At 51.9% G+C, this 20884-nt stretch carries 22 protein-coding genes and 1 riboswitch; of the genes, 1 reads left to right on the top strand and 21 read right to left on the bottom strand.

Annotated features, from left to right (window positions below; all coding sequences use genetic code 11):
* Positions 1 to 6 precede the first annotated feature (6 nt).
* Positions 7 to 1305: a hypothetical protein gene (locus FHT67_RS05365; RefSeq protein ID WP_243866902.1), complete on the top strand. Its 1299-nt coding sequence runs from the start codon at positions 7 to 9 to the stop codon at positions 1303 to 1305.
* A gap of 220 nt (positions 1306 to 1525) precedes the next feature.
* Here the strand turns inward: FHT67_RS05365 and FHT67_RS05360 are convergent, their stop codons facing one another.
* The 21 genes from FHT67_RS05360 to FHT67_RS05260 all read right to left on the bottom strand — a co-directional run bounded on the left by FHT67_RS05360 (position 1526) and on the right by FHT67_RS05260 (position 20868).
* On the bottom strand, positions 1526 to 2986 hold the full coding sequence (locus tag FHT67_RS05360) for an ATP-binding protein (protein ID WP_167196249.1): 1461 nt from the start codon (positions 2984 to 2986) through the stop codon (positions 1526 to 1528).
* Positions 2986 to 3702, bottom strand: a complete 717-nt coding sequence (locus FHT67_RS05355; protein WP_015843966.1) for a response regulator transcription factor — start codon at positions 3700 to 3702, stop codon at positions 2986 to 2988. The genes FHT67_RS05360 and FHT67_RS05355 overlap by 1 nt, the downstream gene beginning before the upstream one ends.
* Before the next feature lie 39 nt (positions 3703 to 3741).
* Positions 3742 to 5001: a cytochrome c biogenesis protein CcsA gene (gene ccsA / locus FHT67_RS05350; RefSeq protein ID WP_132304626.1), complete on the bottom strand. Its 1260-nt coding sequence runs from the start codon at positions 4999 to 5001 to the stop codon at positions 3742 to 3744.
* Entirely contained in the window at positions 4998 to 6665 is a 1668-nt protein-coding gene (gene resB, locus FHT67_RS05345) for a cytochrome c biogenesis protein ResB (RefSeq protein ID WP_132304624.1), read from the bottom strand. The genes ccsA and resB overlap by 4 nt, the downstream gene beginning before the upstream one ends.
* A 21-nt stretch (positions 6666 to 6686) precedes the next feature.
* Positions 6687 to 7214, bottom strand: a complete 528-nt coding sequence (locus FHT67_RS05340; protein WP_167196246.1) for a redoxin domain-containing protein — start codon at positions 7212 to 7214, stop codon at positions 6687 to 6689.
* Positions 7215 to 7305: 91 nt separating this feature from the next.
* Positions 7306 to 8049, bottom strand: a complete 744-nt coding sequence (locus FHT67_RS05335; RefSeq protein WP_132305304.1) for a pseudouridine synthase — start codon at positions 8047 to 8049, stop codon at positions 7306 to 7308.
* Between the two features lie 55 nt (positions 8050 to 8104).
* Entirely contained in the window at positions 8105 to 8638 is a 534-nt protein-coding gene (locus FHT67_RS05330) for a spore maturation protein (RefSeq protein ID WP_132304620.1), read from the bottom strand.
* On the bottom strand, positions 8631 to 9329 hold the full coding sequence (locus tag FHT67_RS05325; RefSeq protein ID WP_167196243.1) for a nucleoside recognition domain-containing protein: 699 nt from the start codon (positions 9327 to 9329) through the stop codon (positions 8631 to 8633). Before FHT67_RS05325 ends, FHT67_RS05330 begins: the two co-directional genes overlap by 8 nt.
* Positions 9330 to 9427: 98 nt before the next feature.
* Positions 9428 to 10555 (bottom strand): D-alanyl-D-alanine carboxypeptidase family protein, encoded by a 1128-nt coding sequence (locus FHT67_RS05320; protein ID WP_481856683.1) that lies wholly within the window; start codon positions 10553 to 10555, stop codon positions 9428 to 9430.
* 166 nt (positions 10556 to 10721) lie between these two features.
* Positions 10722 to 11195: a GerW family sporulation protein gene (gene ytfJ / locus FHT67_RS05315; protein WP_132304614.1), complete on the bottom strand. Its 474-nt coding sequence runs from the start codon at positions 11193 to 11195 to the stop codon at positions 10722 to 10724.
* Between the two features lie 130 nt (positions 11196 to 11325).
* The gene (locus FHT67_RS05310; protein ID WP_132304612.1) at positions 11326 to 12015 is read right to left on the bottom strand and encodes a DUF2953 domain-containing protein; all 690 of its coding nucleotides are present in this window, start codon (positions 12013 to 12015) and stop codon (positions 11326 to 11328) included.
* 181 nt (positions 12016 to 12196) lie between these two features.
* The gene (locus FHT67_RS05305) at positions 12197 to 13045 is read right to left on the bottom strand and encodes a MetQ/NlpA family ABC transporter substrate-binding protein (RefSeq protein ID WP_167196237.1); all 849 of its coding nucleotides are present in this window, start codon (positions 13043 to 13045) and stop codon (positions 12197 to 12199) included.
* 45 nt (positions 13046 to 13090) lie between these two features.
* Entirely contained in the window at positions 13091 to 13768 is a 678-nt protein-coding gene (locus tag FHT67_RS05300; protein WP_132304608.1) for a methionine ABC transporter permease, read from the bottom strand.
* Positions 13765 to 14760 carry a methionine ABC transporter ATP-binding protein gene (locus tag FHT67_RS05295; RefSeq protein ID WP_167196866.1) on the bottom strand — a complete coding sequence of 332 codons (996 nt, stop codon included), beginning with the start codon at positions 14758 to 14760 and terminating at the stop codon, positions 13765 to 13767. Before FHT67_RS05295 ends, FHT67_RS05300 begins: the two co-directional genes overlap by 4 nt.
* Positions 14761 to 14984: 224 nt before the next feature.
* Entirely contained in the window at positions 14985 to 15605 is a 621-nt protein-coding gene (gene scpB / locus FHT67_RS05290; RefSeq protein ID WP_132304604.1) for an SMC-Scp complex subunit ScpB, read from the bottom strand.
* Positions 15574 to 16353, bottom strand: a complete 780-nt coding sequence (locus FHT67_RS05285; RefSeq protein ID WP_132304602.1) for a segregation and condensation protein A — start codon at positions 16351 to 16353, stop codon at positions 15574 to 15576. The genes scpB and FHT67_RS05285 overlap by 32 nt, the downstream gene beginning before the upstream one ends.
* A 76-nt stretch (positions 16354 to 16429) precedes the next feature.
* On the bottom strand, positions 16430 to 16900 hold the full coding sequence (ribH, locus tag FHT67_RS05280; protein WP_015843951.1) for a 6,7-dimethyl-8-ribityllumazine synthase: 471 nt from the start codon (positions 16898 to 16900) through the stop codon (positions 16430 to 16432).
* A 45-nt stretch (positions 16901 to 16945) separates the two neighbouring features.
* Complete coding sequence (gene ribB / locus FHT67_RS05275) at positions 16946 to 18103, bottom strand: 3,4-dihydroxy-2-butanone-4-phosphate synthase (RefSeq protein WP_167196234.1); 1158 nt, start codon at positions 18101 to 18103, stop codon at positions 16946 to 16948.
* Between the two features lie 34 nt (positions 18104 to 18137).
* A complete protein-coding gene (ribE, locus tag FHT67_RS05270; RefSeq protein ID WP_167196231.1) occupies positions 18138 to 18809 on the bottom strand; it encodes a riboflavin synthase in 672 nt (223 codons plus the stop codon).
* A 15-nt stretch (positions 18810 to 18824) separates the two neighbouring features.
* Positions 18825 to 19931, bottom strand: coding sequence for a bifunctional diaminohydroxyphosphoribosylaminopyrimidine deaminase/5-amino-6-(5-phosphoribosylamino)uracil reductase RibD (ribD, locus tag FHT67_RS05265; protein WP_167196228.1), 1107 nt, complete (start codon positions 19929 to 19931; stop codon positions 18825 to 18827).
* A gap of 266 nt (positions 19932 to 20197) precedes the next feature.
* Positions 20198 to 20405, bottom strand: a riboswitch (FMN riboswitch).
* A gap of 31 nt (positions 20406 to 20436) precedes the next feature.
* A complete protein-coding gene (locus FHT67_RS05260; RefSeq protein ID WP_127494281.1) occupies positions 20437 to 20868 on the bottom strand; it encodes a peptidylprolyl isomerase in 432 nt (143 codons plus the stop codon).
* Between the last annotated feature and the right edge of the window lie 16 nt (positions 20869 to 20884).

Below are 20884 nucleotides of genomic sequence, written 5' to 3'. Positions count from 1 at the left end.
CGGTGATTGGAAAGGTTAGAAAAAGACGACCAAAAGCTCAGGAGAAGATTATCGATGCCACATCAGAGATTCCAGTCCGCCAGCATCAAACCTCGCTATTCCAAAGGGCATATTTCCGTCTTCGGAATTAATTCGGTCTATCCCCGCCCCCCTTGGGTTGCGGCCTGGTGGTCAATCGCATTTCCCGGGTTCGGGCATATGTTTCTAGGAAAATACCTGCATGGTTTTGTATTGATCGTTTGGGAGCTGGTCGTCAACAACAAGGCGAACCTCAACATGGGCATCGCCCTTTCCTTTCAAGGACGTTTCGATGAGGCTAAGGCTCAGTTAAACCAGAATTGGCTTTTACTCTATGTGGCCGTGTTTGCCTACAGCATATGGGACAGTTACCGCTGCGCGGTTGAGAATAACAAGAGCCATACCCTTTCGGAGATAGAAGATGCTCCGGTTACGCCATCGGGCGTAAGCTTTTTCGATATTGTAATCCTGGATAAAAAGCATCCGTGGGCTGGACTGGTTTGGTCTGCCTTGTCCCCGGGATTAGGACAGCTTTATAGCGGCAGTACGGTTGTGGGCACGTTTGTTTTAGCATGGTGGATATTCGTCTGTTACAAGGCTATGGCCGTCCGCGCCTGGCTTTATTCGTTTCTTGGCGATTTCAAGAGCATGGCCGACTTAATCGACTGGCAATGGTTTCTTTTCCTTCCTTCGATGTATGTGTTCGCGCTTTATCAGGCTTTTGCGTCTGTGAACGAGAATAATATTTTGTTCGACATCGAGCAAATACGGTACTTAAGAACGAGGGCTGAAAATTTGGGACAATTAAGGGTCTTGGATAACAATATAGTGAAGATCATCGCTACCTTTGAGCACTCGCCATTTGTGGAAATGGCTATCCATGATTTAGAGAAACTAGGCATACCATCCGAGAGTATTTTTGCACTGCCCTTAGAAAACCTTGATCCGCATACGAATGTCATCGACTCGATTCATCGGGTCGACGGCAGAAGTATTCTCGACGGAGCTATGGTAGGCGGCACCGTCTTTATGGTGCTGGGAACGATCTATGGTTTTATATGGCGCTGGGGGCCGGTGATCTGGGGACTGATTGGGTTAATTACGGGCTTCGTGATTGGACTGGCCATCGAGTTAGCGGTTAATAAGAACAAACTAAGACTGGCTTCCAACCGCAAAAGCGAAGTTGTCATTCAGCTGATCTGTCCCGAAACCATGAAGGATCAATTGATAGCCGTTCTTAAAAAAAGAAGTGCAATCGGCTTTGTTGTCATGCCGCACATTTCTTAAGCATGGCGTGGCGCGAAGCGCGCACGGCCAAGGGGCTCGCGAGGGGTGAGGGGGGAACGCTCTTCCCGGAGCGCAGTGCCCGCCTTTCTCGCGTCCATTGCCCGATGCGTACCAAGCAATCCGCCGCGAAACAACAAAAACCACGCCATGTTCCACGAACAACAAGATTAATCCCCCTCATTCAACAAAAAAACGCTCCCCGAAGGGAGCGTATTGACATCTATTGATTCGATTCGACAGGCAGCAGCAAGGTGAACGTCGTGCCTTTTCCAAGGACGCTGTCGACCTCAATGCGGCCGTTATGCTGCGTAATAATGTTTTTGACGATAGCTAGTCCCAGTCCAGTTCCGCCCGAGGCACCGCGTTTGCGGGCCTTGTCGGCTTTGTAGAACCGTTCGAAGATATAAGGCACATCCTCGCTTGGAATACCTTGTCCTTCATCCGCTACAATCAGCTTAACGAACTTCAGGTTGTTGATCGTCGCCAGCTGACCGGCAATCTTAATGGATTTGCCCGCCGGCGTATGACGAAGCGCATTATCCATCAGATTCGTCAGTACCTGCTCGATACGGTCTTCATCCGCTTCTCGTACGGCAAGTGGTGTATCCGGGAGATCCGCAATCAAGCTGACGTCCCGCTCTTTTGCATACACCTGGAACTTTCGGTGAACCCGGCGGATGACATTGCGCAGATCGAATTCCTGGAGACTGAGCTCCACATGACCGGCTTCCATCCGGGCCATGTCCAGAAAGTCGTTGACCAGTCTGCCCATCCGAAGCGACTCATCGTAGATAACCTGGACGAGCTCTTTCCTCTCTTCCGGCGAAGCAACGATATCATCGAGCAGCGCTTCGCTGTAGCCCTGCAGCATGGAGAGTGGTGTCCGAATTTCGTGCGAGACATTCGCGACAAAATCCCTGCGCAGCTTCTCGAGTTTATGCTCCTCCGTCACATTCCGGATAACGGCAACCGCCCCGCGGACAACCCCGTCATTTTGCAGAGGGGCCATGACAACGGACCATGCATTGTTAAGAACCTGTACTTTATTCGTACAGTCGCGTCCGGACTGCATAACGCGCTCAAACGTGTCTCGAAGAGGTCCTGGAACGCTGAGGAACGGCGGGGCTTCTTCCGCTTCCCAATCCATGTCCATCTCCAGATCGGACCACCGGCTTACCAGCATATGACCCGGCGGGTTCGTCAGAATGACCTCCCCATCGGCGTCGAACGTGATAACGGAATCCCCCATACTCCTCAGGATGCTGGAAAGATGCTCCTTTTCGTGATTCAAATCATCGATCAGCGTACCTAACTGCTCGGTCATATGGTTAAAGGTTTTGGCCAGATCCCCAATCTCGTCCGAGGACCGGATTTGTACCCTCGTCTTATAATTGCCTCCGGCGATGGAATCCGCCGCTCTCTTCAACTGAAGCAAAGGCTGTTGAATCCTCGACGACAAGAAGAAAGCGAAGAAAGTAGATAGCAGAAAGCCAAGAATGGCTACCACGATAAACAGCACCTTGATCTGATGCTGGGAGTCTTTAAAAGCAATATCGATATACTGAAGCAGGAACGTCCCGAGAATCACAAGGACAAGGGCGACGAGAAACATAATCGTCCACCATAGCTTCCCTACAACGGTATGCAGGGCGAAATGCCCCCAGCGCTTCAGCAGCCTCATTACTTCGGCACCTCGAGCTTGTATCCCACGCCCCATACCGTGGTAATCATCGAAGCCGCGTCGGGCGATACTTTGTTCAGCTTCTCGCGTAGGCGCTTCACATGCGTATCTACGGTCCGAAGATCGCCGAAGAACTCATAATTCCAGACATCCTTCAGCAGCTCTTCCCGCGAAAATACTTTGTCCGGCGATACGGCCAAGTAATGAAGCAATTCATATTCCTTAGGCGTTAAGCTTACTTCTTGTCCACCGGCCGATACGCGGTGCGCATCATGCTCGATAACCAGATGAGGAAATACGATGTTATTGCTCGAATTTACTTCTTTGGTCAAAAAGGCCGTCGCTGACGATCGGCGCAAAATCGCCTTCACCCGGTAGATGACCTCGCGAGGACTAAACGGCTTCACGACATAGTCGTCGGCGCCAACTTCAAATCCTTGCACCCGGTTCATCTCTTCCCCTTTGGCTGTCAGCATAATAACCGGCGTTGCCTTTACTTGCCGCAAACGGGAGCACACCTCCACGCCGTCAATGCCAGGAAGCATGACATCGAGCAGAATAAGCGCATAATCGGTTACAGTAGCGAGCCGAAGCGCCGTCTCACCGTCTTCCGCTTCATCGATTAAATAGCCTTCCTTCTCCAAATACATTTTCAGCAAACGACGAATCCGTTCCTCGTCGTCTACCACAAGAATACGGCTTGCATAGTCGGACATGCGGTGTTGCTCCTTTCAAAACAAATTTCATTAGACTTATTATACGCCTGCGTAGGAGTGTAAACCAGCGATGACAAGGTTAACCCCAACCAGTGTGAATAGAATAACGACAAAGCCGATAACCGCAAGCCAAGAAGAGCGTTTGCCCTGCCAGCCGCGCGATAAACGGAAGTGCAGATAAGCACTGTAATACAGCCAGGAGATAAGCGCCCAGACTTCCTTCGGATCCCAGCCCCAGAAGCGGCCCCAGGCAATATTCGCCCAAATCATGGCGAAAATAAGCGCGCCTAGCGTAAAGACAGGGAAGCCGATTGCGATTGCCCGGTAGCTGATCTCGTCGAGATCGTCCGGATCAATATCTTCCATAAGCGGATGAATAACCGCTCCGATCCGTTTGCGGAACAAGAGACGAATAAGGCCGTAAAGAATCGAGCCCGCAATTACCGACCAGATAACCGTATTCAGCTTGCGCCCGGCGTTAACGCCGTTCATCCAGCTTGGCGCCTCAAACAGCGGCTTGTCCATGCCGAGGAAGGAATCCATATGTTCAGCCTTGCTGTTATAAGGCTTCACGATTGGGGGCAGCGTATATTCCGCCGTATCGGTCGAGGAATGATCCACGCCTTTGCTGTCGATGGTCACGTTTTCTTGAGTAAACTTCGCCTCGTATCCAGCCCCTCTGAAAATAAACACGATCGCAATGAAGCCTATTACAAGGACAATCGTATATAAAGAGAATTCTACCCAAAACTGATCCCGCTTAGCTTCCTTTGAGGTCTGCTTGAAATCCACCACGCGGAGCAGGTACATCAGACCGGCCGCAAATCCTACAGCGAAGAAGGCTTCGCCAAGCGCCGCCGTCGTTACGTGGACTTTCAGCCAGATCGAGCTTAGCGCCGGAATAAGCGGCTGCACTTCCTGCGGGAAGACGGATGCGTAGGCAACAACCAGGACAACAAGCGGCAGAGCGAACATTCCGAGCAGCGGCTTGCGGTAGATCGCATATACGATTGTAAACGCGATCATTATAGCCATGCCAAGGAAGGTAATGAACTCGTACATGTTGCTTGTCGGGATTTGGCCGCTTCCGATCCAACGCGTAAAGAAGAAGGTCAGATGAGCTATAAGGCCAAGCGTCGAGGTAACGAACGAGATTCGCGACCAGCGCTGTTCATGCTTGATTGGATCACGATTGCTCCACTTTTTCCCTGCAATCGTTACCACATAGAATAGGAATGCAAAGCAATACAGGAAGAAGGCGGCGATGAAGGCATCGCTGCTGAAATCGACATAACTCACGCGTTATTCCCTCCGTTATCGAGCGACTTCGGATCTACGTCAATTCCGGATTTCCGGAGCGCGTAAGCCACGTCTGCTCTCATGCCGTACCAGTTTTTGTTAGTATGAGCGCCAAGCGACAGCTTGCCGTCGTCAACGCGAAGCCAGATCCGCCGGTGCTGCCAATAAGAGCCGAGCAGCAGGCCAAGCATCGAAATCGCGGCGCCATACCAGACATAAGTTAAAGCCTTGTCTTTGCGGACGTTCAAATAGGTGGAAGCCTCGGCGAAATGAACATTTTCCATGCCGTTTACCTTGATTTCCAGTTTGTCCGAAATGGAAGCATTAAGCTTGTCCTGATCAAACTTTTCTTTGTCCTTTTGCATCGGGAAATAGATATAAGGCTGGCCTTTCTCCGGCAAGCCGGGACCCGTAATCAAGAAGATAAAAGCAGGCGCATTCGGATCGCGGCTGAGCGTAACGGGCTCCCCGTCTTCCCCGATGCCGAATTCCATATAATTGGCGGCCAGCTTCATTTTGTAAGGTCCAAGCGAATAATCCAGCGGCGCATCCTTCATCGGCAGCTCAAACGGTCCGTAAGATTCGCCCGTTTCCTTATTCACGAGGACGGGACTTACGCTCTTTAGCTTAGGCGTTACGTCATAGTCGAATTGATAGAGCTTTAGACCGTCGTACTTGAGCGGATGATTCACGAGAATATCCTGTTCCTTTACTTGCTTCAGAACAGGCTCTCCCTCTGCATGGTCTCCGCAATTGTCCGTGCACTTGTATAATACAGCCTTTGTCTCGTATCGCTTTGCACGGATCGTTCCTTTGAGCTCCGGCGGAAGCTCGTCGTCCGTGTAATATTCGACGGTGAACTTCTCGTTTTTCACGAAATAGTTCGTTCCCTCGATCTGTACCGTATCGCCGTCCGGAACGCTTACGTAACTGTCCATTTGCCAGCCCGGGAGACTCCGGGCAAGAATAGCCAGCAGGAACAGGATGAGACCGATGTGATTAATATACGGACCCCAGCGGCTGAACCGGTTCTTCTCGGCAAGCATGGCCGTACCGTCCGTGTGTATCTTGTAGCGTTTTTTCCTCAAATGCGCGGAGAACTGCTTGACCCATTCCTCCGCGTCGCCTTCGACCTGACCGTTGTATACCGCCTTCTGCCTCCTAATAAAGTGCAGGTGCTTGCGGATTTGCTGCTTGCTTAAAGCTCTATACAGCGGCAGCACGCGGTCGAGACTGCAAATGACCAATGACGTGCCGATCATAACCAGCAGCGTAATAAACCACCAAGAATCGTATGTATGAGACAAGCCTAGCTTATAATAAATCTTGCCGGGCAGCCCGTAGGTTTCCTCGTAATAGACGGAAGGCTTGAAATTGTTCAGGAAAGACCCTTCCTGCGGGTAGATCGTGCCAAACATAGCCGTTACCAGCGTAATGACGATTAAGTAGACGGCGATTTTGACGGAAGAGAAGAAATTCCAAATTTTATCTATCGGATTCGGATTACTCTTCTGCGACCGGCGCGCAACGCCGTCGTAACGCATTTCAAGAGGGGCATCGCTCTCGACGTCTTCCATAAGCGGCTTGCCGCAGCTCTCGCACAAGACCGTTCCAACCGCATTCTGATGCCCGCATTCGCATTTCGTGTTATGTAGCGATAACACCGTGAAACCTCCTAGTCAGCTTTACTGCAGCAGTTTGTCTACGCGGGAATCGATGTCCTGCTCGCTCATCCCGCCTACAAATACATCCAGAATGGTCCCGTCCGGCTTGACAAAAAAGGTTGTCGGGTAAGATTCCAGCCCGTATTTCCGCTCCGTCTTTCGGTTCACGTCGCGCAATATCGGATAACTCAGGTCAAATCTGCGAACGAAATTGTTAACCGTAAGCGTATCTTCGCTCAGATTAATCGCAAGCACCTCGAGACCCGAGTCCTTCCATTTCTCGAACTGGCGCTCGAACTCCGGCATCTCCTTCACGCAAGGCGGGCAGAAGCTCCCCCAGAAGTTAATGACAACGGCCTTGCCTTTATAATCGGAAAGATTGTGCGTATTGCCATGCAAATCGGACAGCGTAAAATCAGGCGGCTGTTCCCCGATTTTCGGAATGCCCTCGTCCTTAGCGGCGAATAGGGTATTGCCTATGGCATATCCGCCTACAACAAGCACGGCCAGCAGAATGACAACTTGCACCGTTTTTCGATACTTGCCCATTCCCGTCCCATCACCTACATTTCACCATTGATGTCAGCTAATAATACACTCATTATAACGAAAAATGGGCGGCAATAACCGCTGCCGCCGTTTACTTTTTATGAACTTTATGTGTCTTGCGCGCCTGGTCCCGAAGCTCCTTAACCTCAACCGGAGTAAGGTGTCTGAACTGTCCTCTCGCCAGCGTGCGCAGTCCAAGCTCGCCGAATTTCACGCGTCTCAGCTTCAGCACCGGATGCTTGATCGCATCAAACATGCGGCGCACCTGCCGGTTGCGTCCTTCGTAAATGGTAATGCGGATCGTCGACATATTTTTTTCTTCGTCGATATCCTGGTATTCGACCTCCGCTGGCGCGGTCATGCCGTCCTCCAGCATAACGCCCTTCTTCAGCTGATCGAGAAGCGATCCGTGCGGTACGCCTTTTACGGTTGCGTAATAGGTCTTGGGCACGTGATGGCTCGGATGCGTGAGCAGATTGGCGAACTCCCCGTCATTCGTAAGAAGCAGCAGCCCTTCCGTATCGTAGTCCAACCGACCGACCGGATACACGCGCTCTCTAATGCCGGGCAAAAAATCAGCCACCACTTTGCGCCCTTGCGGATCCTTGGCGCTTGTGATGACACCTCTTGGCTTATTCAGCATCAAATAGATCTTTTTCTCACTGCGGATCGGCTTGCCGTTCACCGTAATTTCATCCGATGCCGGATCCGCTTTTACCCCAAGCGTGGTCACTTTCTCGCCGTTGACCTCTACGGCACCGGCCAGAATAAGCTCTTCGCATTTTCGACGGGATGCGACGCCCGCTTGCGCTAATATTTTCTGTAAACGTTCCAATGCTTTCACCTCAACCTCCATCATAACGATATGGAAGAGAAAGCACAAGCGCGGGCTACTTGAATATGTACATGCAGATCATGATTGCAGCCAAAAATCCGACTAAATCCGAGAATAAGCCTACTTTAAGCGCATATTTGGTCTTGCGGATACCCACCGCGCCAAAATATACCGTCAGCACGTACAGCGTAGTATCCGTGCTGCCTTGAATCGTTGACGCAATACGGCCAATCATGGAATCCGGCCCATGCGTGGCAATAAGATCGGCCGTAAATGCAAGCGATCCCGCTCCAGTAAGCGGCCGCAGTATGCCAAGCGGCAGCACTTCCGTCGGAATGCTAAGCCAATCAAACAAGGGGCGCACCGCGCCAAGCATCATATCCATCGCACCGGAGGCGCGGAACATACTGATCGCCACCATCATGCCAACCAGCGAGGGAATGATGTTAATCGCAGTGCCAAAGCCGTCTTTTGCGCCTTCAATAAAAGTTTCGTATACAGGGACTTTCCGAAATGCCGCATATAAAGGTATAAATACGATAATGGCGGGAATAAGCCAAGCCGAAACGCGGGTAAACAACTCAAACAAAATCGCCACCTCCCTTTACCGTTGAGACGGCCGACACTGGAGGATCCATTGCGGTATGAGCCGGCAATGCCTTGCCGGATGCGTGACCCGAGGTCAATTTATTCGCCGGAGGCGGCCCTGACCTCCTCCGGTACCATCGGTCCGCGAGAATAGCGGCACCCGTCGCAACAAAGGTTGCCGCAAGAGTGGTGCCAACGATTTCCGCAGGGTTTGCGGAACCGTAATTCATCCGGATTGCAATTAAAGTCGTAGGTACAAGCGTAATGCTGGACGTATTTAACGCCAGCAGCGTGCACATCGCCGGCGTTGCCGTCTCTTGGTCGGGATTAAGCTTTTGCAGCTCCTGCATCGCCTTAATCCCCATTGGAGTGGCGGCATTTCCCAAGCCGAACAGATTGGCGCTCAGATTGCTCATGATATAGCCCATTGCGGGGTGATTGGCCGGAACGTCCGGGAACAGCCACCGCACGACGGGACTTAACAGCTTGGCCATCCTTCTGAGCACTCCGGCATCCTCCGCAATCCGCATCATCCCCAGCCAGAATACCATAATGCTAATGAGGCCGAAGCTGATGGTAACTCCGGATTTCGCGCCATCAAACGCCGCCTGCGTTACCGCATCGATCCGTCCGTTCATAGCCGCCACAGCCACGCTTATAACAATAAAAAACAACCATATCCAGTTCACCATAATTGGCTTACCTCCCCCGATTAGCCAAGCGTAAACGGCTGCTTAAGGATGAGCATCCGTTTCGCATGCGAAATACAAGCAATAAACAAGCCTGTATTTCAAAATAGTGCACCGATAACAGCAGTTATCGAATGGATGAAGCTTTCATGCTCTCTGGAAGCTTTTTTGTAATCGAGAAGCAATGCGGCATCCGACTGCGGCTTGCGTTCCGGCAAGCTCATTCTGGCACTGCCGATATCGTAAACAGGAATGGATCCGATTTTCTGACCGTTCAAATACCATTCAAGCGCACCGCGTTCCCCAAGCTTATAGTTCATCGTAGCCATATCAAGAACGACCAGCCTTGACTGCAGACTGCCCCGTTCCTCTTCGGCTAGCGGATAATAGAAGGAATTCCCCACCGCTAACGGATATCCGGCAATCGTCTGACCCTTGCTTGCCACTTCCACCAGCGGATAATGCTTAAAGCCCCAATCCAGCATGTGACGGTGATCGATCCAGTCATCCCGGTCGTTCAATGTAACCGCAGCCAGCTGCTGACCGTTTTTCGTCGCCGAGCTGACCAGACAGCGCAGCGCTTTTTTGGTATAACCGGTCTTAACGCCATCCGCACCTTCGTACATAGCCAGCATTTTGTTCTTGTTGGTCCAGCTGTATTGCCATTTCTCATGAGGATTCGGAACACTTTTGACCTTCGTGCTCACGATTTCGGCAAATACCGGATTCCGAAGCGCGTATGCCGTCAGTTTCGCAAGGTCGTTGGCAGATGAGTAATGTCCGTCTACATCAAGGCCATGCGGGTTTTGGAATTGGGTATGGGTTAAACCAAGCATCTCGGCTTTCTCGTTCATGAGGTGGACAAAGCCTTCCTCCGAGCCCCCTACATGCTCGGCGATTGCCGTTGCCGCATCATTGCCCGAACGCAGCATAAGTCCGTATAGCATATTGAGAAGGGTCATTTCCTCCCCCAGCTGCAGATAAATGGAAGAGCCCTCTTTGCCTACCGCTCTGCTGCTCGTCTTCACTTGATCCGACAGCTTACCGTGCTCGATTGCGACGATTGCGGTCATGATTTTCGTGAGACTGGCAATCCGCATCGATTGGTCTCCATTTTCGCTGTACAGAATTCTCCCCGATTTCACATCAACCAGCGCCGAAGCATTCGCGCTTGTATGGTAAGGATTCGGCGCCGCGTGCACGAATGCCGTAAAGCTTGTCCCCCAAATCAAACTTGCTGCCCCTAAGGCGATTCCTATCCGGCGAAGCTGTCTTCCTATCACGTCTTTCGCTGCTCCTTTCCTATCGTCAGCCCTCACCTTGTACAGTATATGCTCGGAATGGGCAAATTAAGACATGCCCCAAAACGAAAAACTGCCCTTGCGGGCAGTTTCCCTAGATGAGGGTGTCGTTACCGTCTGTGATATAGTCATGGTCATGCTTGGCGGCTGATGTCCTGAACATATGCTGCACTTTATCGAATACGACAGGAGCCGAATCGATGATGCGCTCCATCAGATGCGTTTGGTTGTCAAGCGGCACAATCTTCACGCCATGCGTACCAACGACCAGAAATGCGATTGGGGTAATCGAAACGCCGCCGCCGCTGCCGCCGCCAAACGGCCCCGCAGCTCCGGCATTATGATGGTTATGGCCGTCCGACGACGAAGTGTGATCATGCGTGGCAGAACCGTCGTAGCGTATATCGCTGCCGCCCGCCACGAAGCCGAAGCCAACTTTGGAGATCGGCATAATGATGCTGCCGTCCGGCGTTTGAACGGGATCTCCGACGATCGTGTTGACATCGACCATCTCTTTGATATTTTCCATTGCGGTCTGCATAAGGCCTTGAATCGGATGTTCTGGCATTGTGACTCCTCCTGAAGTTAAATTGTGTTTGTGCGTTAAGGATGAGGACTCGCCTACACTTTTGGTATTGTGCTCATCCCAGGTACGGACTATGTACGAAACGGACCGCAGCCTCAAATTACACAAGCGTTTATGCCTTAAAAAGCAAGTTTCTCCAAGCCTGTACGCCCTCTTTTGCATTCCTCAGGCGCACAAGCAGGTGCAAGCCGGCCATGACGGCATTGCCTAGTCCAATCTTGGCGATACAGGTCCATTCCGTTCGGAAGCAAGCTTGCGCGTATACAGGCTGCACATCCACTCTCGGCTCGGCCCTCAGCTTCACGAATTGGGACAGCACGCCCAAGGTCGTTGTTTTTACCGACCACAGCGCGCCCGTAGCCATTGCCGTCCACATCGCATCACCCGTGCCTACGGCACTGGTCCATTTCCACTCCTCCAGCCTGACCTTCGCCAGCGTTTGTTTTGCCCAATGAGAGAGGTTGTACGTCAATGCCGCGGCGCGCTTATATTTCTCGATTCCAGCCATTACGCGGTGAGTGTCGATTTCATCCTTCTTCTCGTCCTTGCTGCTCATGCCAATGCTTGTACCCATTAAATGCTCTTGCAGACGGATCGCTTTGCCGCTGAAATCAATTGAGCGAATCTTGAACTTATAGCGCAGTAATCCGAAGAGCGCTTTGAAATTGATCTCGATGTCGTCATTTTCCCCATCGCGTCTCATCTCTCCTTGGATCACGACAGGCGATACCAAGGCAATGAGAAGGAAAAGCACAATAATGAGACCGGCCGCGAGTACCCAAATATACGGATAACCGATCATTCCATGCTTCCTCCAGCTTTATGAAAAATAGGTTACTTGTAGTATGGCTTGGCTAGCGAAATTCATGCAAAAAAACGGGATGCAAGGATCCTTAGGGACAGTCGGGGAAGTCGGTAATCTACTAGATTGATAGACAAAAAAACCGTACAGATTAATCTGCACGGTTTTTTGGCGGTCTGGATTATTTAAACGCAGGAACAATTGCGCCTTCGTATTTGTCTTCGATAAATTTCTTCACATCCGGCGATTGCAGGGCCGCAGCCAGCTTCTTCATCGCGTCGGAATCCTTGTTGTCCGGACGGGCAACCAGAATATTCACGTAAGGCGAGTCGCTGCCTTCGATAAAGATTGCGTCCTTCGTAGGTACAAGATCCGCCTCAAGCGCGAAGTTGGAGTTGATCAAAGCAAGATCGACTTCACCCAAAACGCGCGGAAGAGTTGCTGCTTCTACTTCCGTAATTTTCAGGTTTTTCGGATTTTCGGTAATATCGTGTACGGTTGCGGATACGCCTACACCGTCTTTCAGCTTGATCACATTGTTAGCGGCAAGCAGTTGGAGCGCACGGCCTCCGTTTGTCGGGTCGTTTGGAATAACCACTTTTGCGCCGTCTTTCAGTTCATCCGGGCTTTTGATTTTTTTGGAATAAGCGCCCATTGGCTCAATGTGAACGCCCGCAACGCTTACAAGGTCGTAACCCTTGTCTTTGTTGAATTGATCAAGGTACGGCGTATGCTGGAAGAAGTTTGCGTCCAGTTCTTTCTCGTACAATTGCGTATTCGGCTGAACATAGTCGTTGAATTCCATGACTTCAAGGTTAATGCCTTGTTCCTTCAAGGCAGGCTTGATGAAATTAAGAATTTCCGCGTGCGGCACCGGCGTTGCGCCAACCTTCAAGGTGACTTCTTTTACTTCGTTGCCGCCGCTCCCTGCCGAAGTATTGTTCGCGTTGTTCTCTTCCTTCTTAGCGCCGCATGCGGATAACGCAATGACAAGCGTAAGGGCAAGCAGGATAAAACCAAATTTCTTCATTTCCCTTTCCTCCATCTTCTGTATGTTGCTTCTATGATGTCCACCTTACTTCCGGCTAAACCGGCGAACCAAATGGTCGCCTGCCATCTGCAGGAGTTGAACCAAAATAATAAGCATTAAAACCGTAACGATCATAACGCTCAGCTGGAATCTTTGATAACCATAACGCAAGGCCAGGTCACCTAGACCGCCGCCGCCAATCACGCCTGCCATCGCCGTATAAGATACAAGCGTAACCGCCGTAATCGTAATTCCGGCCAGCAAGCCCGGTCTTGCTTCAAGCAGCAGGACGCGTCTGACGATATCCCATCTGGAAGCGCCCATCGCCTGCGCGGCCTCGATAACGCCCTTATCCACCTCGCGGAGAGATGTTTCCACCAATCTGGCGAAAAACGGCGCTGCCGCAACGACAAGCGGCGGAATCGTGCCTTGTACGCCTAGCGTCGTACCGGTCAGCACCTTCGTAAACGGCATGATCAGAATCATCAGGATAACAAACGGTACCGACCGCAGGATATTAACAACAAGCGATAGCAAGCCGTACACGACAGGCTGTTCAAGCAGCTGCTTTCGGGAGGTCAGGAAAAGGATAATCCCGATTAACAAACCGAGAATGACGGTGAATAACAGCGAAGCGCCAATCATCGTCAAAGTATCCTTGGTTGCGGGCCAAATATCCTCCCAGCGCACTTGGCTCCAGTCAATGTTCTGCTTCAGCATCATTTCAAATCACCTACTTCCAGCCCTTTCGCCCGCAGCTCGTCAAGCACCCTGTCAATCTCTCCGTTATCGCCGATAAACTCGATAACCAACTGTCCGTAAGGCGTATTCTTCATGCGGGAGACGGTTCCTTGCAGGATCGTAAATTCAACGGAGGTAGATTTGACCGCGTTAAACAGCAGCGGCTCGTACGTAATCTGGCCAACGTAATTGATTTTGATAAGACGCCCGCTTCTCGTGTTGATAAGCTCCCGCGGATCGAAGGAATCCGCGATTTGGCTGACAAAATCCTTCGTAATCGGATGCTGCGGCTTCAGGAAGACATCCAAGACATCCCCCATCTCGACGATCTCGCCGCCGTCGATAACGGCAACGCGGTCGCAAATCGCGCGGATAACGTGCATCTCGTGCGTAATCAGCAGAATCGTAATGCCCAGCTTTTGATTAATGTCCATCAGAAGCGACAGAATCGCGTTTGTCGTCTGCGGATCAAGCGCCGAGGTAGCCTCGTCGCATAGCAGCACATCCGGATTGTTCGCCAGCGCTCTGGCGATCCCCACGCGCTGCTTCTGACCGCCGGAAAGCTGCGCCGGATATTTATCCGCGTGCTGCTCCAGCCCGACCAGCTTCAGCAGCTCGTCGACCCGTTCCTTGACTGCCGCCCTCGGCATCTTCGCAAGCTCTAGCGGGAACGCGACATTATCGCGTACCGTCGCCATCGTCAAGAGATTAAAATGCTGAAAAATCATTCCGATTCTACGGCGTTCCTTCTGCAGCTGCGTGGACGACAGCCGGGTCAGCTCCACTTCGCCTACCTTCACCGTCCCCGAAGTCGGGCGCTCCAGCAAATTCACGCAGCGGAGCAAGGTGCTTTTGCCTGCCCCGGAATGTCCGATAATGCCGAATATTTCACCTTTATGAATGGTCAGGCTTATATTTTTAACTGCTTCAATGCTATTCCCGTAAGTTTTTCTTATGTCCAGAAGCTCAATCAGTGGTATTACCTCCTGCTATCCATCGTATGACGTTACAGCTAGAATCCCCTGAACAAACAGGTTCATCCTATTCATAAAAAAAGAACAACCGTCATTATAACCAACTTTCAACGGAATTGTCACTAGATAAAAAAGTAAAAAGGTCCGTTATCCCGCTTCTGCGGGAAATAACGGACCAATTGTTCAACACTTAGACCATTCTTTAGAAAAATCGGAATGTCGAGTTATTCCTGATCGTCATGAACCGGAATAAACTCGTCAATCGTCGTCTGGCGTTCGCCCAAACGCTCGAACAGCATTTGCGTCTGTTCCTCGAGCGCCTCTTCGATATCGACTTGTTTAGGCTCAGGCAAAGCTTTGATATTCGGCAAACCAAAATAATCGAGGAATGATTTCGTTGTTCCGTACAAAATCGGTCTGCCGATCGCTTCGGCCCGTCCGACCTCTTCAATTAAGTCCTTTGACACAAGCGATTGAATCGCCCGGTCGCTCTTGACGCCCCGGATCTCCTCAATGTCGATGCGGGTAATCGGTTGGCGGTATGCCACAATGGACAAGGTCTCGAGGGCAGCCTGCGACAGCTGGGAACGCGTCGGCGTATACGCCATCCGTTCAAAGTAAGCGGCGTGATCCGGATTGGTGGTCATCCGGTAAGCTCCGGCTACCTCCGTTACCTGCACCCCGCGCTGCTCGCGAGCCAAATCCCTGTGAAGGTCATACACAAGATCGGCCGCCAGATCGGCGTCAAGCTGCAAAATATCGGCCAGCTGCCGTTTGTTTAGTCCTTCGTCGCCTGCCATAAACAACAGGCCTTCAATAATCGATTTCAACTTCGGATAATCCATGGTCCGCCGCTTCTCCTCTCCAATGAATGACGATGTCATCAAACAGCTGATGCTGGAAGCAGCGAATATGTTTCATCTTCATCAGCTCCAGAATGGCAAGGAACGTCACAACAACCTCATGCTTGTTCATATTCTCGCGGATCAGACGGGAAAACCGTACGGTCTCGAACTGCTTCAGAACCTCAACAATGTCCCGAATCCGGTCCTTAACCGAGATTTCGTCCCTCTGCACGGTTGCCACAATGTTGCGTCGCGCGGCTCGGCGCAGCGCCCGCTGGAATGCGGCAATCAGATCGGAGATATGCAGCCCCTCGAGCGGATTGACGATCTCTTCTTTCATATACGGCGTCATATCGTCCGGCTCGCGGGAATAGATAAGGCTGCGCTCCAGCTCCTTCTCCCGAAGCTGCTCTGCAATTTGCTTGAATTTACGATATTCGACCAGCTTCTGAATAAGCTCGTCCCTCGGATCAAGGCCGTCATCCGGCCATTCTTCATAGAAGTCCTCGAATACGGGAGGTTTGGGCAGCAGCTGATTGCTCTTGATGGCCAGCAGCGTTGCCGCCATAACAAGGAACTCGCTTGTCAGCTCCAGCTCCAATTCCTTCATCGCATTCAAGTAATCCATGTATTGATCCGTTATTTCACTAATCGAAACCTCATGGATGTCGATTTCTGACTTATCGATAAGATGAAGCAGCAAATCGAGCGGTCCCTCAAAGGATTCCAACTTGTAGTGCATCGTCACTTCTTACGATCCCCCTGCCATGCGCAAATGGCTGACGTCCTATAACAAGTAACGCAGCATAATTTGAGCGATTACTCTAATTATGCAGTAATTTCGACAAATTTGCCATCTCTATTGCAGAAACAGCCGCTTCATAGCCTTTATTTCCCGCTTTTGTGCCCGCGCGCTCAATGGCTTGCTCGATCGAATCCACCGTCAGAACGCCAAAAATCGTTGGCACGCCTGTTTTCAGAGCGATTGCGGCTACGCCTTTTGCCGCTTCGTTGCACACGTAGTCAAAGTGCGGAGTTGATCCCCGGATAACGGCGCCAAGCGTAATAACGGCGTCGTACTTTCCGCTTTCCGCCATTTTTTGCGCGATAAGCGGAATTTCAAAGGCGCCCGGCACCCAAGCGATATCCACATCGTTGTCTTGCGCGCCGTGGCGTTTGAAGCCGTCAAGCGCACCGCTCAGCAGCTTCCCCGAAATAAACTCGTTAAAACGTCCTACAACTACTCCAAATCGAAGTCCTTCCGATACTACGCTTGCTTCAAATACGTTTGGCATGTTAAGCCCTCCTGGTTTGTAAGGTCAAATTTTTATTTGGCTTGATTACTTCTTGCCGCTTTCGCGAATTTCAATCGGTACCCGTTCCACGATTTCGATTCCATGGCCCTCGAGGCCTCTGATCTTGCGGGGGTTATTCGTAAGCAATCGCATCTGGCGGACGCCAAGGTCTCGCAAAATTTGCGCTCCTACGCCGTAATCGCGAAGATCCATCTTTGGCTTGGCCTCTTCCTTGTCCGCCCCTTGATCGATGCGGGCGTAAGTCTTCAGCTTGTTAACAAGCCCTTGACTGTCCTGACGCATATAGAGAAGAATGCCGCTGCCTTCCTCATTGATTCGCTCAAGCGCCGATTGCAGCTGCGGACCGCATTGACAGCGATGCGAATGGAAAACATCCCCGGTCAGGCATTCCGAATGCACGCGAACCAGAACCGGCTTCTCCCCGTCTATCTTACCTTTAACGAACGCGATATGCTCTTTGCCGTCAGCCTGGTTCGAGAAGGCAATCGCCCGGAAGTGACCGAAGTCCGTCGGCATGTCGACCTCCACGATGCGGTCAACAAGCTTCTCCATGGCGTTGCGGTAAGCAATCATTCCTTGGATCGTGATCAGCTTCAGGTTATGCTTTTCCTTGAAAGCGATCAGATCGGGAAGGCGGGCCATCGTCCCGTCCTCTTTAATAATCTCGCAAATGACTGCCGCAGGCTCCGATCCGCACATTCGGGCAAGGTCGATGCCGGCTTCCGTATGACCGGCGCGGCGAATGACGCCGCCATCCTTCGCAACCAGCGGGAAGATATGCCCCGGCTTGCGGAAATCCGTTGCCTTCGTCGCCGGATCAATCAATGCTTTGACTGTCTGCGAGCGTTCATAGGCCGAGATCCCTGTCGTAGTGGACACGTGATCCACCGATACCGTAAAAGCCGTTCCGTGATAGTCCGTGTTGTGCTGAACCATCGGCGGCAGATCAAGCTGCTCGGCGCGCTCCCGCGTGATCGGGACGCACACCAGGCCGCGGGCTTCGGTTATCATGAAATTGATAACTTCGGGTGACGCGGTCTCCGCCAGGGCGATCAAGTCCCCCTCGTTCTCGCGGTCCTCGTCATCCACCACGATAATCGGCTTGCCGGCCTTCAAATCCTCCAGGGCGGCCGCCATCGAGTCAAACACATTTTCTTGCAGTTCCAGCTCTTGTCTATTCATCAATTTCCCTCCCTGCTATCCGGTTACCCTTGTATTATAAAAAACCGTTCTCGCTCAAAAAGGCTGCGCTAAGCTTAGACTCTGTATGCCCGGCAGAGCCTGATCTGCCCGCAGGCTTGTAATGCAGCAGATGATCGACGTATTTGCCGATGACGTCGCATTCGATATTGACAGAATCGCCGGCTTTCTTGTTCATCAGCGCGGTTTCCCCCAAAGTATGCGGGATGACCGATACCGAAAAGCCAGCGGCATGGGTGCCAACCACCGTTAAGCTGATCCCGTCAATCGTTATAGAGCCCTTCGGAATGACATAACGCATCATCTCGTCGTCAGACAGCCGAATGGCGAAAACAACCGCATTCGCATCCGTCTCGCGTCCGGTGATGATGCCAACTCCGTCGACATGCCCCTGCACGATGTGTCCGCCGAACCGGCCGCCGGCCATCATCGCGCGCTCCAGATTCACGTCCTGACCCGGCCGGAGCTGATGCAGATTGGACTTCCGGTAGGTCTCCGGCATGACATCCGCATCAAACGACGTGCGGTCGAAGGCGATCACGGTTAAGCATACGCCGTTAACGGAAATGCTGTCGCCGAGGGCAACCCCTTCCGTAACCTTTGATGCTTCCACCGTCAGAACCATCGCCTCGCCTTGTTTCTTAACCCGTCTTAAAGTGCCAACTTCCTCAATCAGGCCGGTAAACACGGGCACTCCCCCAATCTATTCATTACCGTATACCGGATTTCCGGATATGCAAATATCTTCTCCCGCCATCTCTACCTTCACATGGTCAAGTTCAATGGCTTGCGACATTTTCTCGAACCCGGCGAACGTAAAGGTGCCGGGGGAGTCAAAGCCGCCGATAATCTTGGTTGCCATGTAGATCATTATCTTATCGATTAATCCGGCCTCCAGCATGGCACCGTTCAGCTTGCCGCCGCCTTCCAGGAGAATCGAACCAATCTCCAGCTCGCCAAGCTTGCGCATCGCTTCAGCCAGGTCAACCTGCTTCCCGTCGCCGCAGCGGATGACTTCAACGCCGGCTTCGGTCAGCACCTTCTCGCGAGCCGGATCGGCCTTCGCGGAAGCGAGTACGATCGTGCGGGACAAGCCGTCCGTCACGACTCTAGCGTCCAGCGGCAGGCGAAGCTGACTGTCCACGATAATCCGAACCGGATGAATCGCGGGAACGGCCGCTCGGGTCGTCAGCTGAGGATCATCCGCCAGCAACGTACCGATGCCCACCATGATCGCCTCATGCTGATGGCGCAGCGTATGCACTTGTTCGCGGGCGGCCGACCCGGTAATCCAGCGGCTGTCTCCGGTATGGGAGGCGATTTTTCCATCCAGCGTGCTAGCCGTCTTCAGCGTGACGAAAGGCAGCCGGGTCGTAATGTACTTGTTGAATTTCTCGTTCATGCTCCGGGATTGCTCTTCAAGCAAACCAACCTCGACCTCGATGCCTTCCTCCCGGAGACGAGCAATCCCTCTGCCCGCAACCTGCGGATTCGGATCCGTGGTTGCCACCACGACGCGGGCGGCCTTCGCATTGATAATGCGTTCGCAGCAAGGCGGCGTTTTGCCGTAATGGCTGCACGGCTCAAGCGTGACGTACACCGTCGCCCCTTCCGCATCGTCGCCGGCCATCTGAAGCGCGTGCACCTCGGCGTGACCCGTTCCCCGTTTAAGATGGGTGCCAACGCCAATAATTCGTCCATCCTTCACGACTACGCAGCCCACAACCGGATTAATGCCGGTCTGCCCGGAGGCTTTAGCCGCGAGCTCAAGAGCAAGACTCATATAATACGAATCGTTTAAAATTTCCATAAATGCAAAAACACCCCCATTAGCCAGCTTAGCCAACGGGGGTGGGAAAAATAACCATTCCATGCCTGCAAAAAGAAACTGTTCACACGCAAACGGCATTGCGGCCCCCATAGAGAACCGCAAGCGTTTCGCGGATGAAATACAAGTCCAGTATAAAAAATATAAACAACCTATACTTTTCTTATATTTCAAACAAACCCATTCAACTTGTGAAAATAAGCACAAGAAAAATAAGCATGAACGCTTATGCGCAAACGCATCGAATGTGTCTCCTTCTCCCATCCAGACTATACTGTCGGTCCCGGAATTGCACCAGGTCCACCGTTCCTTCCCTCGCAATGCGATGAATCGCTCTTGCGCGGGACGGCCCGGGTCACGGACTGACGAGTAAGCGCCGCACGCAGGTGATTCCTGTTGTGCTAGCGCCGCTCGATCACCGCCGGTTGGGATTTTCACCCTGCCCCGAAGGTAAGCCACAAACTATAAATTTGTTAGTATCTTAACATTAAACTTCGTAAACTTCAACCTTTTGCATTTTATCGCGTCCTTTGAACGCGTCAACATGCTCCATGCCTTTAGCAACTTTGCCAAATACGGTATGTTGGCCGTCAAGATGCGGCTGTGGTTGATAGCAGATGTAGAACTGGCTTCCGCCTGTGTTGCGGCCTGCGTGTGCCATTGCGAGCGTACCGCGTTCATGCTTGTTCGGGTTGATCTCGCAATTGATGGTGTAGCCGGGACCGCCAGTGCCTGTGCCGTTAGGGCAGCCGCCTTGCGCAACGAAACCTGGAATAACGCGGTGGAATACCACGCCGTTATAGAAGCCTTCGTTTGCAAGCTTTTCGAAGTTTGCTACCGTATTTGGAGCATCTTGGTCGAACAGATCGAGAATAACCTCTGCGCCGTTCTCAAGTGTGATTTTTGCTTGTTTAGCCATGTCTAACATCTACCTT

Origin of the sequence: Paenibacillus sp. BK720 (genome assembly GCF_011761545.1) — a bacterium.
Lineage (GTDB): Bacteria > Bacillota > Bacilli > Paenibacillales > Paenibacillaceae > Pristimantibacillus.
This window is presented reverse-complemented; position numbering and strand designations above follow the sequence as displayed.

Excerpts from the sequence above, each read along its gene's own strand:
- FHT67_RS05360 (WP_167196249.1), bottom strand. The coding sequence starts at position 2,986 with ATGAGGCTGCTGAAGCGCTGGGGGCATTTCGCCCTGCATACCGTTGTA.
- FHT67_RS05355 (WP_015843966.1), bottom strand. The coding sequence starts at position 3,702 with ATGTCCGACTATGCAAGCCGTATTCTTGTGGTAGACGACGAGGAACGG.
- FHT67_RS05340 (WP_167196246.1), bottom strand. The coding sequence starts at position 7,214 with ATGGGCAAGTATCGAAAAACGGTGCAAGTTGTCATTCTGCTGGCCGTG.
- FHT67_RS05325 (WP_167196243.1), bottom strand. The coding sequence starts at position 9,329 with ATGGTGAACTGGATATGGTTGTTTTTTATTGTTATAAGCGTGGCTGTG.
- ytfJ (WP_132304614.1), bottom strand. The coding sequence starts at position 11,195 with ATGCCAGAACATCCGATTCAAGGCCTTATGCAGACCGCAATGGAAAAT.
- FHT67_RS05310 (WP_132304612.1), bottom strand. The coding sequence starts at position 12,015 with ATGATCGGTTATCCGTATATTTGGGTACTCGCGGCCGGTCTCATTATT.
- FHT67_RS05305 (WP_167196237.1), bottom strand. The coding sequence starts at position 13,045 with ATGAAGAAATTTGGTTTTATCCTGCTTGCCCTTACGCTTGTCATTGCG.
- FHT67_RS05300 (WP_132304608.1), bottom strand. The coding sequence starts at position 13,768 with ATGATGCTGAAGCAGAACATTGACTGGAGCCAAGTGCGCTGGGAGGAT.
- scpB (WP_132304604.1), bottom strand. The coding sequence starts at position 15,605 with ATGGATTATCCGAAGTTGAAATCGATTATTGAAGGCCTGTTGTTTATG.
- ribH (WP_015843951.1), bottom strand. The coding sequence starts at position 16,900 with ATGCCAAACGTATTTGAAGCAAGCGTAGTATCGGAAGGACTTCGATTT.
- ribB (WP_167196234.1), bottom strand. The coding sequence starts at position 18,103 with ATGAATAGACAAGAGCTGGAACTGCAAGAAAATGTGTTTGACTCGATG.
- ribD (WP_167196228.1), bottom strand. The coding sequence starts at position 19,931 with ATGGAAATTTTAAACGATTCGTATTATATGAGTCTTGCTCTTGAGCTC.
- FHT67_RS05260 (WP_127494281.1), bottom strand. The coding sequence starts at position 20,868 with ATGGCTAAACAAGCAAAAATCACACTTGAGAACGGCGCAGAGGTTATT.